The organism is Methylobacterium sp. J-043, assembly GCF_022829505.1.
Taxonomy (GTDB): Bacteria; Pseudomonadota; Alphaproteobacteria; order Rhizobiales; family Beijerinckiaceae; genus Methylobacterium; species Methylobacterium extorquens_A.
Genome location: NZ_JAKSYB010000074.1, coordinates 58,942 through 72,680, shown reverse-complemented (window position 1 = coordinate 72,680; position 13,739 = coordinate 58,942). Strand labels below are relative to the sequence as shown.

Here is a 13,739-nt window from a genome sequence, read left to right as displayed (position 1 = left end):
CCTACCCCTCTTCCGTCGGGGCCGGCGCCCGGCGCGTCCGATCGAAGGTGCTGGTCAGTTCCCCCCCGAGCTCGACCGCCTCGAGAATCAAGGCCGGCACGTCGATCACGGCCCGCTCGTTGAAGCCGAAATCGGTGAAGCTCTCGTAGGTCGGAACATGGTACCGGCGCGGCGGGGCGCGGCCGGTGACGAGAAAGATGGTGTGGGAGCCGATGGGACGGACGAGGCAGGTCCCGTCGTTCAGTTCCGGCCCCATCGTGATCGACGGAATGTCTTCACTGAAGATGAGATCGTCCGCCCCCGCGAACAGGGCTTGGTAGACGCTCGGACTCGCGACCCGGTGCCGCCGGCCTCCGAAAACCAGCCAGACATCCGGACTGTCCGGCGCCGACAAGCGCAGGCCATCGAGGTCGTCACGCAACGTGTACACGACGTACCTCGCAAGCCTCGCACCATGCCCACCGAGCGCCGACGGCGGACCGGAGGCTCGCCTCGGCCCGACCGACTCGGCTGCCTTGATCGCGGCCGCGGGACCGGATCCGGCCCGCCTGTACGGTCAGGCTCGCGTTGATTCGAAAGGCTGGTGCGAGTTGCATGACCGATCGGAAAGTGTGGGAGATCGCTTCACTGCCGCCGGGATGGTGCCGGCCCGATCGGCTGCGATCACGATCGGGGAGATAGCGGAGTCGTGCCGGCACCTCAAGTTTCATAGGTTAGTACGAAGGTATCCTGAAAGCCTCATGGCCGCCGACGGCTCACAATTTCGAATAGATATCAGGTTTCATCCGAACTTTCCGACATAACACTGAAGACACTTTATCGATCCGCTTACATTATGCGATACGGATGAAAGACGCTATTGCCGCAAATGACGCGTGATCGAAGATTGCGTGGAATCGGTGATGTCCGACAAAGTGGAGGCTCGAACATACCTTCTGGTTGCCCAACTTTGCTTCGTGGCCTGCAGCCACCAAGAGCAAGGGCAATTGTCGCCAAGGGAACAGGTGCCGCAACAAGCAATACCCTCGCCGGCACGCGCCGACCTTCGGCTCTTCACAAAGAAGCGATGAAGCCGATCTGACGCGGTCAGGCACAAATGACCGGAAATTCGGAAATCGCCGTTGATACCTGTCCCCGATACCCGGCCAAAAACGTTATCGAAATCGGCGTAAAGGACTTGGCGCAGCGCATTCTCGGGACATTCGCGCCGGATCCTCGGCCGCAGACACTCTGTCAGAAAGGTACGACCGAGGGGATGCACGAGCGCGTTTCCCGCGCATCTCCCGACGGCCGGCTCAGGAGAAAGCATCTCGATCCCAGACCGCGTGCGACCTGCCCCTCGTGGAGAACGCCGCGCGCCCGGCTGCATTCGGCCGGATCGTCAGGCGGGCGCCTCGAGCAGGCACCTCAGCGCAGCGGCGGAGCCCGGTAGGCGGGCGCCAGGACGTAGCCGTCCGAGGCACGGCGCGGACCCTGCGGCGTCGCGATGAGAACGTTGCCGTAATAATCGTTGCCGGTGAGCCCGAAACCGCCGCCATTCATCACGGTCGGCACCGGCACGGCACCGATGGCGCGCAGATCCTGACCGTCGGTGCTGATCGGCGGGCCCCGGAAGCGGCCGCTCTCGGGATCAACCTCGTACACCGTCGGCCCGCGCGCATCGCCGTAGGGGCGATCCTGCAAGCTCTGCGCAGCAGCCCCCTGGGCGACGAGCCCGATAAGGGAGGCGGCAAGGAGGAGGCGGGCACGGGCCATGGGCTTGCTCCGTCGTCGGCGCGCTCTTCGGACCGGAGCGACGGCCGCTCCGACCCGTGAGAACGCATTAAAACAGGACATGAGCCGATCCGGATTGCCGCGCAATCGGGATCGGCTCGGACTGACGTCTCGAGGGTGCGATCAGACCCCGGAACGTGACAAGGAAACGTTGACGTGCGGACGCCTGTCGCTCCCGGCTCTCGGCAAACGTCGCCTCAGCCCTTCGACTGCAGGACAGCGCGCGGTTCGCGCACCATGGGGCTGCAATCAGACTTGTAGGCGTTCAGCGGGAGCGACGTCGAGCTGCAGGAATAGGCCTCCTCGGGCGAGGGGGCGGGCACGGGATCGCGCGCCACGATCGGGTGGGGCGCACAGGCTCCGACGGCGGCGCCGGCGAGCGCCAGGGCGGCGAAGAGCTTCAGGCGGCGCATGCGGAACCTCGAAACGCGTCCGTCCGCCGGGACAACCGGCGGCAAAACCGGAGACGACCCTGCGGATACGGACGCTGACTGACAAGCTTCCGCCACCCGATGCCCACTCGAACAGGGGCGATTGCCGGGCCCTGTCGCCCCGCCGCAACAACGTCCGGGGCGGCGCGACGCGATACTAGACGGCCTTCTGCAACGGCACGACGTTGTGGAGCGTGCGGTCAGCGTTGTCGAAGAAGCGGCGGACGTTGCGCGCCGCCTGCCGGATGCGCTGCTCGTTCTCGACAAGCGCGATGCGGACGTAATCGTCCCCGTGCTCGCCGAAGCCGATCCCCGGCGCCACGGCGACATCCGACTTTTCGAGAAGCAGCTTGGAGAATTCCAGACTGCCGAGCTCCCGGAATTTTTCCGGGATCGGCACCCAGGCGAACATCGAGGCTTCCGGCGTCGGCAGCTTCCAGCCGGCCTTGCCGAAGGACTCGACCAGGGCGTCGCGACGCTTCTTGTAGGTCGCACGCATCTCCTTGATGCAGTCGTCCGGCCCGTTGAGCGCGGCGGTGGCCGCCACCTGGATCGGCGTGAAGGCGCCGTAATCGAGGTAGGACTTCACCCGCGTCAGCGCCGCGAGCAGGCGCTCGTTGCCGACGGCGAAGCCCATACGCCAGCCCGCCATCGAGAAGGTCTTCGACAGCGAGGTGAACTCCACGGTGCAGTCGATCGCGCCCGGCACCTGCAGCACCGAGGGCGGCGGGTTGTTGTCGTCGAAATAGACCTCGGCATAGGCCAGATCCGAGAGCAGGATCAGCTCGTGCTTCTTCGCGAAGGCCACGAGATCCCGGTAGAAGTCGAGGCTCGCGACATAGGCCGTCGGGTTCGAGGGGTAGCAGACAACGAGCGCCACGGGCTTCGGGATCGAGTGGGCGACCGCCTTCTCGAGTGCCGGGAACATCGCCGGGGTCGGCTCGGCGGGCACGGAGCGGATCACGCCGCCGGCCATCAGGAAGCCGAAGGCGTGGATCGGGTAGCTCGGGTTCGGCACCAGCACCACGTCGCCGGGCGCCGTGATCGCCTGGGCCATGTTGGCGAAGCCCTCCTTCGAGCCGAGCGTCGCCACGACCTGCGTGTCCGGGTTGAGGCTCACCCCGAAGCGGCGCTGGTAGTAGCCGGCCTGGGCGCGGCGCAGGCCAGCAATGCCCTTGGAGGCGGAGTAGCGATCGGTGCGCGGCTTGCCGGCGGTCTCGACGAGTTTCTCGATGACGTGGCGCGGGGCGTCGAGATCGGGATTGCCCATGCCGAGATCGATGATGTCGGCGCCGCGGGCTCGGGCGGCGGCCTTGATCCGGTTCACCTGCTCGAAGACGTAAGGCGGAAGGCGCTTGATGCGGTGGAAATCGGTCATGGCGTCGGTCTGTCCGGTGTCGCGGAACTGATCCTCCCGCAAGGATGCGTCGGCGGTGAGGAGCCTGCCTGTTTACCATCGACGCGTTCGGGCGCCGACTGAAAAATCGCGATGCCCCGCCGGGATCGGGGCGGAACGCTCACTCAACCGGGTTGGGTGCGAGCCCCTGGGCGGCATTCTTGGCTGCCCCTTCCGCCGCGCGTCCCTTGGACTCGTTGCGGTTGCGCGCACCCTCCAACTCGGCCTGCAGGGCGCTCTGTCCGGCCGAATTGCGGGCGCGGACGGCACGACGGGGCGCCGATTCGCCCACCGGCATGTAACTCGCATCGCTCTTGCGGGATTGCGCCACGAAATCGGGCGCCTCCACCGGCTTGATGCCGGACCCCGCACCGACCATCGCCGCCTTCAGCGGGTTCACGTCGGCCGAACAGCCGCCGGTCGCCGCCGCGGCGGCAAAAACCGGCAAGGCGATCGCAATGGCGCGGACGATGCGGCGCACGGTCATGACAACGGTCTGAAAATGGAGCCTGGGGCGGGCGACATTGGCTGGGTGGAGCGTTAATTTGTCGGAAACGAGGCTCGGACCGTCCCAAGGGGCGGGATGCGGGCGGACCTTGGGAGGACGTGTCGCGTGGCCACGGAGCGGACGAGGCCGGCAACGCCGGATTTCGAGACCATCGCGCACAACGCGAATCAACTGGCGGAGGTGTTCAGGCAATCGGCCGCCGCCTCGCTGAAGCCGTTCGAGCAAGCGGGCCAGGGCGCCTTGCTTCCGGGCGCGAAACTTCAGGGCGCCGACGAGATCGACGAGATGACCCGCACGCTCACGCGGGTCGCTGAGACGTGGATGAAAGATCCCGAGAAGGCGCTCCAGGCCCAGACCAAGCTCGGCCAGTCCTTCGCCGCACTCTGGGCCTCGACCCTGACCCGAATGCAGGGTGCCGTCACCGAGCCGATCGTCCAGCCCCCACCCACGGACAAGCGCTTCGCCCACGCCGATTGGAGCGCGAACCCGGTCTTCGACCTGATCAAGCAGAGCTACCTACTGCTCGGCCGCTGGGCCGAGGAGATGGTCGAGACGGCCGATGGCATCGACGAGCACACCCGCCACAAGGCCGAGTTCTACCTGCGCCAGTTGCTCTCGGCCTATTCGCCCTCGAACTTCGTGATGACGAACCCCGAGCTCCTGCGCCAGACGCTGGAGGAAGGGGGCGCCAACCTGATGCGCGGCATGAAGATGCTGCAGGAGGATCTGGAAGCCGGCGGCGGCCAGCTTCGGGTGCGGCAGACGGACCTTTCCGCCTTCACCTTCGGCAAGGACGTGGCGGTGACCCCCGGCGAGGTCATTTTCCGCAACGACCTGATGGAGTTGATCCAGTACGCGCCGGTGACCGAGACGGTCCTGAAGCGACCGCTGCTGATCGTGCCGCCGTGGATCAACAAGTTCTACATCCTCGATCTCAACCCGAAGAAGAGCCTCATCGGCTGGATGGTGTCTCAGGGGATCACGGTGTTCGTGATCTCCTGGGTGAACCCGGACGAGCGCCACCGCGACAAGGACTTCGAGTCCTACATGCGTGAGGGCATCGAGACCGCCATCGACATGATCGGCGTGGCGACCGGCGAGACCGATGTCGCGGCGGCGGGCTACTGCGTCGGCGGCACCCTGCTCGCCGTCACCCTGGCCTACCAGGCAGCGACGGGCAATCGCCGGATCAAGAGCTCGACCTTCCTCACCACGCAGGTCGATTTCACCCATGCCGGCGACCTCAAGGTCTTCGCCGACGAGGGGCAGATCAAGGCGATCGAGGAGCGGATGGCCGAGAACGGCTACCTCGAAGGCGCGCGCATGGCCAACGCCTTCAACATGCTCAGGCCCAACGACCTGATCTGGTCCTACGTCGTCAACAACTACGTGCGCGGCAAGGCGCCGGCCGCCTTCGATCTGCTCTACTGGAACGCGGACGCCACGCGGATGCCGGCGGCCAACCACTCGTTCTACCTGCGCAACTGCTACCTCAACAACACGCTGGCCAAGGGGCAGATGGTGCTCGGCAACGTGCGCCTCGACCTCAAGAAGGTGAAGGTGCCGGTCTTCAACCTCGCCACCCGCGAGGACCACATCGCCCCGGCGCTCTCGGTCTTCGAAGGGTCGGCCAAGTTCGGCGGCAAGGTCGATTACGTGCTGGCGGGCTCAGGCCACATCGCCGGCGTCGTCGCCCCGCCGGGCCCCAAGGCCAAGTACGGCTTCCGTACCGGAGGCCCGGCCCGGGGCCGGTTCGAGGATTGGATCGAGACGGCCACGGAGCATCCCGGCTCATGGTGGCCCTACTGGTTCAAGTGGCTCGAAGAGCAGGCACCCGAGCGCGTGCCCGCCCGCATTCCCGGAGAGGGGGCGCTGCCCTCCCTCGCGCCGGCACCGGGCACCTATGTCCGCATGAAGGCGTGACGGATCGACGGGAACCGTGCACCCGCAGCATCGCCGTTGCGGACACGGGACCGTGATTTGCCTTATCTGATCCTGGGGCCGGCTCCGTCCCCAGGAGGACAGAAGCGCGTTGCAGCACGCCACCGAACTCATCTCGATCATCGCGCTGGGGCTGGTCTGCGCGTTCATCGGCGGCATGCTGGCGCAGCGGATGCGGCTTCCGCCGCTCGTTGGCTACCTCGTCGCCGGCATCGCCATCGGACCGTTCACGCCGGGTTTCGTCGGCAACCCGGCGCTGGCGAGCCAGCTCGCCGAACTCGGCGTCATCCTGCTGATGTTCGGAGTCGGGCTTCACTTCTCCATCGGTGACCTGCTGGCCGTCCGCACCATCGCCCTGCCCGGCGCGGTCGTGCAGATCACGGTGGCGACGGCCATGGGCGCCGGGCTCGCCTGGGGCTTCGGCTGGGGGGCCGGGGCGGGCCTCGTCTTCGGGCTGGCGCTCTCGGTGGCGAGCACCGTCGTGCTGCTGCGGGCGCTCGAAGGGCAGGGACTTCTCGATTCGGACAAGGGCCGCATCGCCGTCGGCTGGCTGATCGTCGAGGATCTCGCCATGGTGGTGGCCCTGGTGCTGCTGCCGGCGCTGGCGCCCTCGCTCGGCGGCGAGGCGATGCAGGCCGCCGGTCATCACGGCCCGCCCGAGCACGGTCTGTGGGTGACGCTCGGGTTGACCCTCGCCAAGGTCGGCGTGTTCGTCGCCGTGATGCTCGTCGGCGGGCGACGCCTCATTCCCTACCTGCTGGGGCTGGCCGCCCGCACCGGCTCGCGGGAGCTGTTCACCCTGGCGGTGCTGGCGAGCGCCGTCGGCATCGCCTACGCCTCCTCCGAGCTGTTCGGCGTCTCCTTCGCCCTCGGCGCTTTCTTCGCCGGAATGGTGCTCGCCGAATCCGACCTCAGCCATCAGGCAGCGGCGGATTCCCTGCCGTTGCAGGACGCCTTCGCGGTGCTGTTCTTCGTCTCGGTCGGCATGTTGTTCGATCCGGGCATCGTCCTGCGTGAGCCGCTCTCGATCCTCGGCGTGGTCGGCGTCATCGTGCTGGGCAAGTCGCTCGCGGCCGTCGCCATCGTGCTCGCCTTCGGCCACCCCGTCGGCACGGCGCTCACCATCGCCGCGAGCCTCGCGCAGATCGGCGAGTTCTCGTTCATCCTCGCCGGCCTCGGCATCTCGCTGAAGCTGCTGCCGGAGGAGGGGCGCGACCTGATCCTCGGCGGCGCGCTGCTGTCGATCACCCTCAATCCACTGTTCTTCGCGACATCCGCCCGGGTGTCGCGCTGGCTCGGCGAGCGGCCGGAGCTGCGCCGCCGCCTGGAGCGCCGCGCCGCCGGGCCGCTGCCGATCAATGCGGCCGCGTCCGGCCTGAGCGGCCACGCGGTGATCATCGGCTACGGTCGTGTCGGAAGCGCCATCGGCAAGGCGTTGCAGGATTGGAACCTGCCCTTCGTGGTGGTGGAGCGCGACCGGCGCCGGGTCGAGGAGTTGCGCGCCCAGGGCGTGCCGGCGGTGTTCGGCGACGCCACGGCGCCCGGCATTCTGGAGGCCGCCGACATCGGCTCCGCCCGCCTCGTCGTCGTCGCGACGCCCGACCCGCACCAAGCGCGGCGGCTGCTCGCCAAGGCACGGGCGACCAATCCCGGCATCGACAGCGTGGTGCGAACCCACAGCGACAGCGAGCGCCGCCGGTTGGAGGAGGACGGCGTCGGCCTCGTCCTCATGGCCGAGCGAGAGCTGGCACTCGGCATGATGACCTACGCCCTGCGCAGCCTCGGCGTGCGCGAGGGCGAGGCGCGGCTGTTCGTGGATTCGAGCCGCTCGGAGAGCCAGGGCACGCCGGTCGCCGAACCGGAGCAGCCCGCCCCCGAACTGCGCCAGCGCCGGGACGAGCCGGAATAGGGACTCGCTCGTTAAAGCATCATCCCGAAAGCTGGTTGCCGGCTTTCGGAAGAAGATGATGCAAAAACAAAAGGCTAGAGCATCGTCGTGGATCCGATATCCAGGACGATGCTCTAGAGACTGTCGAGGCGGGTGATGAACACCGCCAGCTCGCTCTGCCGGCGGATCGCGAGCTTGCCGTAGACCGCCTTGAGCTGGCTGCGCACCGTGCTCTCGCCGACGGCGAACTGCTCGGCCACCTCCCGCGGCGCCGCACCTCGGCCGACCAGGGCCGCGACCCGCGCCTCGGCTCGGGTGAGACCGAGTTGTTCCAGCATCGGTTCGATCGGACGCGTGCTCGGCGCGAGCAGGTCGCGCAGGAGCAGGACCATGCCGCCCCCGAGCCCGGCGCCGGCCACCGGAAACGGATCGCGGCCACGCAAGGGGAGCGCTTCGACGTAGAGCGGGCGCCCGCCGCCCCTGCGGCGCAGGAGGAGCGTATCCTGCCGCCGCCAAGTGCTTTCCGACAATGTGCGCTCCGGCACAACATCCGCCAGGAAGTGACCGAAGCGTGCGCTCTCGGCAGGCTCCGCCGCCGCCGGCACGGTGCCGGTGCGCAGGGCGAGGTAACCTGCCGCCAACCCTTCCGCCGCCGGGCTGACGAGCCGGACCCGGCCGCGGGAATCGAGGACGACGATGCCCGCCCGCATGCGCTCCAGGGCGGAGGACAGCCCCTCCGCCTCCCGGCGCATGTCGGCGACGAGCGCCGTCAGCCGGAAGGCGCGGATGACATGCGGGCCGACGAGCCCCAGCCGCTCGATCTCGACGCCCTCGAATGGCCCCCTGCGCACGTCGCGTGGGGCGCTGAACGACAGGGTGTGGCGGTCCATCGGGTCGGCGCCGACATAGGCGCAGAGGTTACCGAGGCGATGCCGGTCGATGAAGTGCTGGAAGAACGGATCGGCGCGCTTCTCCTCCTCCGTGAGGTACATCTCATCGCAGGTGACCGTGCCCGGCCGCATGATGCCCCGCTCCCGGCCGAGGCGGATGCGCGTGTCGTGCTGCCACCAGCCGCCGACGCCGTAATCGAGGTTCACGTCGGCGATCCGCTCGGAGGCCAGCGTCTGCGCCGTGCGCGCGGGATCGTGGGAGACGATCACCGCACCGCGCGCCCCGACCGCATCGGCGATCCCGTCAAGCGCGCCGGACCACGTCTCGGGGTCGAGGGCGGCCGCATAGCACGCGTCGATCAAGGCAAGAGGCTCGAAACCCGACATCGACCGGCACTGCGTGGACACTGCTCAAGTTTGAAGCACGTTTCGACCCGAACGGTCGTTGCCCGCGAGCAACAATCCGGCAGCTTGAGCATGTTTTGGCCGCTCGACACGCGACCTCAGGTTATATCACCGCAATTCAACCGGACGATTTTCGTCAGCAAGGCCCGTGACCGTGATGCGAGAACCGCATTTGGTCACAGCAAAGCGATCGACGACGATTTCGATCACGGCGCAGCGGCACCCTTCAAGGCGCCGCTTCCCCCGAACCGGGCAAGACCCGTTTGCGCATGCGCGATGACGACCGGCGCGCGGGACTCGACATCCGACGCCGGAGGCCAAGCCTCGCCGGTCAGCCTTCGATGCGCGAGAAGTCGGCCACCTCGCGAGTGGCCGCGCGCAGTGCGTTGAGGAGCAGGAGCCGGTTCCTGCGCAGGGCCGGATCGTCGGCGTTGACGGTGACCCCTTCGAAGAAGGCGTCCACCGGCGCCCGCAGCCGCGACAGCGCCCGCATCGCCCCGGCGAAATCCTCGGCCGCCACCGCGGCGGACGCCTCCTGCCGCGCCTCGGCAAGCGCCTCGGCGAGCGCGCGCTCCTCCGGCTGGCCGGAGGCCGCGAGACCCGCATCGGGGGTCTCGTCGTAGGCGCGGCCGTCCTTCTTCTCCTCGATGCGCAGGATGTTGGCCGCACGCTTGTAGCCCGCGAGCAGGTTCCGTCCGTCATCCGTGCTCAGGAACGCGCCCAGCGCCTCGACACGGCGGACGACGAGCAGGAGATCGTCCTGACCGGGCAGCGCGAACACCGCATCGATCAGGTCGTGGCGGGCGCCCTGGTCGCGCAGGTAGACTTTGAGACGGTCGGCGAAAAAGGCGAGGAGATCCGCGGTGCGCTCGTCGCTCCCGCTCGCGAACCGGCCTCGCAGCAGAGGGGCCAGCGATAGCCGCAGCGACCGTTCGATCACGGCGCGGATCACGCCCAAAGCCGCCCGCCGCAACGCGAACGGGTCCTTGCTCCCCGTCGGCTTCTCGTCGATCGACCAGAAGCCCGCGAGGGTGTCGAGTTTGTCAGCCAGCGCCACGGCGATGGAAACCGGATCGGTCGGCACGCGGTCGCTCGGACCGACCGGCTTATAATGCTCCTCGATGGCCGCGGCGACGCTGTCGTGCTCGCCCTGGAGCGCCGCGTATTTGCGGCCCATCAGGCCCTGCAATTCCGGAAACTCGCCAACCATCTCGGTGACGAGATCGGCCTTGGCGAGCCGGGCCGCGCGCTCGGCGAGCGACGGGTCGGCGCCCACCAGCGGTGCGATCTCCTTGGCGAGCGCGGCAATGCGGGCGACGCGCTCACCCTGTGTGCCGAGCTTTTCGTGGAAGACGATCGAGTCGAGCTTCGGGAGGCGGTCCTCAAGCTTCGTCGCCTTGTCGGTCTCCCAGAAGAAGCGTGCGTCCGAGAGGCGGGCCCGCACCACGCGCTCGTTGCCGGCGGTGATCGCCACGCCGCCATCGGAGGCGACGAGATTCGAGACCAGCACGAAGGCCGGCGCCAGCTCCTCCGAGCCGGATTTGCGCAGCACGAAGCACTTCTGGTTGGCGCGGATCGTCGCGCGGATCGCCTCTGCCGGGATCTCGAGGAAGCGCTCCTCGAACGAACCCATCAGCACCACGGGCCGCTCCACCAGCCCGGCCACCTCTTCCAGCAGGCCCTCGTCCTCCACGAGATCGAGGCCGCGGGCGAAGGCGAGATCCTTCGCGTCATGCAGGATGATGTCCTTGCGCCGGTCGGCATCGAGGATCACGTCGGCGCGCTCCAGCGCCGGCACGTAGTCGTCGAAGCGGCGCACCTCGAACGGTTCGGGCGCGAGGAAACGGTGGCCGCTCGTGACCGTGCCGGCGGTGATGCCATCGACCGAGAACGGCACGACCTCCGGCGTCTCGGTCTCGGGGCCGAAGGTGGCGACGATGGATTGCAGCGGGCGCACCCAGCGCAAGCTTCCGGGCTGCGCCGAGGCCGCGCCCCAGCGCATCGACTTCGGCCAGGGAAAGCTTTTGATGATGCCCGGCAGGATCTCGGCCAGCACGTCCAGCGTCTCGCGGCCGGGCCGCTCGATCACCGCGAGGTAGAACGCGCCCTTCTTCGGATCGGTGACGGTGGTGGCCTGATCGAGGCTCGCGAGCCCCGCGCTCTTCAGAAAGCCCTGCACGGCGGCTTCCGGCGCGCCGACGCGGGGGCCGCGCCGTTCCTCGCGCACCGCTTCGCCGCGGGCGGGCAGCCCAGCGACATGCAGCGCCAACCGCCGCGGCGTCGCGAACGCCTTGGCGCCCTCGTAGAGGAAACCGCGCTCGACCAGCGCGTCGGTGACGAGCTTCTTCAGATCCTCGGCCGCACGCCGCTGCATGCGCGCGGGGATCTCTTCGGAGCGGAGTTCGAGCAGAAGGTCAGGCATGCGCGCGGGAATAGCCGCCCGCTCGGGCCGCGTCGAGACGGGAGATGGGCTCGGTCTGTCACCGCCGTTCGTTCGTCATCACGAGCATCCAAAACGCGATCCAGAGCGCGACCGCTCCGAGATCGTGCGGAGCCCTGGATCGCTTGCGCCGAGCCTCGCGATCTCAGCCCCGTTACCCGATCCGCCCGCCCCCCGTCCGCCGCACCGCCACGACGGACGGCCGCGGCGGCAGGTCCGGCGTGAAATCCGGCCAGCGGGTCGAGGGCTTTTCGTAAGAGCCGAGCGCGCCGTCCTCGTCGGGCTCGCCGGGATGCTGAACGGCGACGAAGAAGGTCTCGTCGTCGGGGGTGAAGCAGGGGCCGCACATCTCGGCGCCCACCGGCACCCGCAGGAAGTGGCGCGCGGTGCCCCGGCGCGGGCCTTCCGTCTCCACCGCCCAGATGCCGTCGGCCCGGCCGGTGGCGCGGCGGTTGTTGCCGTCGGTGGCGATCCAGAGGCGGCCGCGCCCGTCGAAGGTGCAGTTGTCGGGCATGCCGAACCAGCCGCTCTCGGTGGTGAGCGCGGAAAAGCTCGCTTTCACTTCGGGCTTGGCCGGATCGCCGCAGCGCACCAGTACCTCCCAGCGGAAGGTCTCGGCGCCGTGGTCGGTGCCGTCGGGGGCCATCTCGATGACGTGGCCGAAGGCGTTGGGGCCACGCGGGTTGGCGGGCTCCTCCTGATCGGCGGTGCGCTTTCCGTTGTTGGTCAGCATCACGTAGACGCGGCCGGTGCGCGGGTTGGCTTCGATGTCCTCGGGACGGTCCATCGGCGTGGCGCCGAGTCGTTTGGCGGCGCGGCGGGTCTCGATCAGCACGTCGGCTTGGGCTTCGAAGCCGTTGGCGGCATCGAGCCCGTTCGCCCCGTGTACCAGCGGCAGCCAGCGGCCTGTGCCGTCGGGTTCGAACCGGGCGACGCTGAGGGTGCCCGTATCGAGCAGGTCGGCGTTGGCGCCGCGCTCGGCCTGCACCCGGCCCTCGCTGACGAAGCGGTAGACATGCTGGAAGCGCTCGTCGTCGCCGAGATAGACGACGTAGCGGCCGTCGAGCGTGCGGGCACCCGCCGCGCCCTCGTGCTTGAACCGGCCGAGCGCGGTGCGCTTCTTCGGGGTCGAGCCCGGATCGAACGGATCGATCTCGACCACCCAGCCGAACCGGTTCGGCTCATTCGGCGCCTGGGCGAGGTCGAAGCGGGGATGGAAGCGGCTCCAGGCATATTGCGGGTTGCCGAGGCCGATCGCCTTCGCGTTGCCGGCCTCGGCATGTCCCGGAGGAAGCGCTCCGGCAAAGTAGTAGTTGATATTCTCCTCGCCCGAGAGCCACGTGCCCCAGGGCGTGACGCCGCCCGAGCAGTTGTTGATGGTGCCGAGCACGCGCCGGCCGCTCGGGTCGGCCTCGGTCGTGAGGCGGGGATGGCCGGCCGCCGGGCCGGTGAGATCCATCGGGGTCTGCGCCGTGATGCGCCGCGTGTAGGGTGAGCCGATCACCGGGCGCCACGCTTCCGCCTCGCGAACGATCTCGACCACCGAGCCGCCATGGGCCGCCATCTCGACCGCGACCTGTTCCGGGCTCAAGGCTGCGATCACGCCCTTGCGGTCGCTGGCACCGAGACCGGGAAACATCAGCTCGGCATTGGTGTATTCGTGGTTGACCACGAGCAGACCGCGACGGCCGTTTTCGTTGAGCGGAATGAAGCCGACGAAGTCGTTGTTGTAGCCGAACTGGCGCTCCTGGGCTCGGGCGTTCTGCTTCCTCGGGTCGAAGGCCGGCGCGTCGGCAAACAGCGGGTCGCCCCAGCGCAGCAGGGGTTTCGCCTCGTAGCCCTCGGCCACGTGCAGGTGCTCATCGACGCCGGCGGCGAGTTCGGGGAAATCGAAGGCCGAAGCGTCGGCGGCAAGCGCCTGCGGCGCGATTCCGCCGGCGAGCGCGGCGGCCAGCGAGCCGCGCATCAGGTCGCGCCGGGAGAAGCGGTGGGCGATCACCGCGTCGAGGGTCGGGGCGTCGGGCGTGTCGGACATCGGGCGCGTCTCATCAGCCTTCGAGAGGCGGC

Annotated in this window: 10 protein-coding genes; 2 read left to right on the top strand and 8 right to left on the bottom strand. The window is 68.5% G+C overall.

All coding sequences use genetic code 11. From position 1 onward, the window contains the following. Nucleotide 1: 1 nt before the first annotated feature. From MKK50_RS22935 to MKK50_RS22915, 5 genes are all read right to left on the bottom strand, one after another. Nucleotides 2-430 (bottom strand): hypothetical protein, encoded by a 429-nt coding sequence (locus MKK50_RS22935; protein ID WP_499025480.1) that lies wholly within the window; start codon nt 428-430, stop codon nt 2-4. 977 nt (nt 431-1,407) lie between these two features. Then, the gene (locus MKK50_RS22930) at nt 1,408-1,755 is read right to left on the bottom strand and encodes a hypothetical protein (protein ID WP_499025479.1); all 348 of its coding nucleotides are present in this window, start codon (nt 1,753-1,755) and stop codon (nt 1,408-1,410) included. Between the two features lie 215 nt (nt 1,756-1,970). Continuing rightward, complete coding sequence (locus MKK50_RS22925; RefSeq protein ID WP_253371233.1) at nt 1,971-2,186, bottom strand: hypothetical protein; 216 nt, start codon at nt 2,184-2,186, stop codon at nt 1,971-1,973. Between the two features lie 175 nt (nt 2,187-2,361). Next, a complete protein-coding gene (locus MKK50_RS22920) occupies nt 2,362-3,582 on the bottom strand; it encodes an LL-diaminopimelate aminotransferase (RefSeq protein WP_253371231.1) in 1,221 nt (406 codons plus the stop codon). Nucleotides 3,583-3,721: 139 nt separating this feature from the next. Continuing rightward, nucleotides 3,722-4,087, bottom strand: a complete 366-nt coding sequence (locus MKK50_RS22915) for a hypothetical protein (RefSeq protein ID WP_499025478.1) — start codon at nt 4,085-4,087, stop codon at nt 3,722-3,724. Between the two features lie 126 nt (nt 4,088-4,213). Here MKK50_RS22915 and MKK50_RS22910 point away from each other — a divergent pair, with 126 nt between their 5' ends. Further along, nucleotides 4,214-6,031 carry a PHA/PHB synthase family protein gene (locus MKK50_RS22910; RefSeq protein WP_499025477.1) on the top strand — a complete coding sequence of 606 codons (1,818 nt, stop codon included), beginning with the start codon at nt 4,214-4,216 and terminating at the stop codon, nt 6,029-6,031. A gap of 109 nt (nt 6,032-6,140) precedes the next feature. Next, nucleotides 6,141-7,958, top strand: a complete 1,818-nt coding sequence (locus MKK50_RS22905; RefSeq protein WP_499025476.1) for a cation:proton antiporter domain-containing protein — start codon at nt 6,141-6,143, stop codon at nt 7,956-7,958. Nucleotides 7,959-8,071: 113 nt separating this feature from the next. On the opposite strand, the gene MKK50_RS22900 is transcribed toward MKK50_RS22905, so the two are convergent. The 3 genes from MKK50_RS22900 to MKK50_RS22890 all read right to left on the bottom strand — a co-directional run bounded on the left by MKK50_RS22900 (nt 8,072) and on the right by MKK50_RS22890 (nt 13,707). Further along, nucleotides 8,072-9,190, bottom strand: coding sequence for a helix-turn-helix transcriptional regulator (locus MKK50_RS22900; protein WP_499025474.1), 1,119 nt, complete (start codon nt 9,188-9,190; stop codon nt 8,072-8,074). Nucleotides 9,191-9,563: 373 nt separating this feature from the next. After that, nucleotides 9,564-11,654 carry a glycine--tRNA ligase subunit beta gene (gene glyS, locus MKK50_RS22895; RefSeq protein WP_499025473.1) on the bottom strand — a complete coding sequence of 697 codons (2,091 nt, stop codon included), beginning with the start codon at nt 11,652-11,654 and terminating at the stop codon, nt 9,564-9,566. A 172-nt stretch (nt 11,655-11,826) separates the two neighbouring features. Continuing rightward, nucleotides 11,827-13,707, bottom strand: a complete 1,881-nt coding sequence (locus MKK50_RS22890; RefSeq protein WP_499025471.1) for a PhoX family protein — start codon at nt 13,705-13,707, stop codon at nt 11,827-11,829. Between the last annotated feature and the right edge of the window lie 32 nt (nt 13,708-13,739).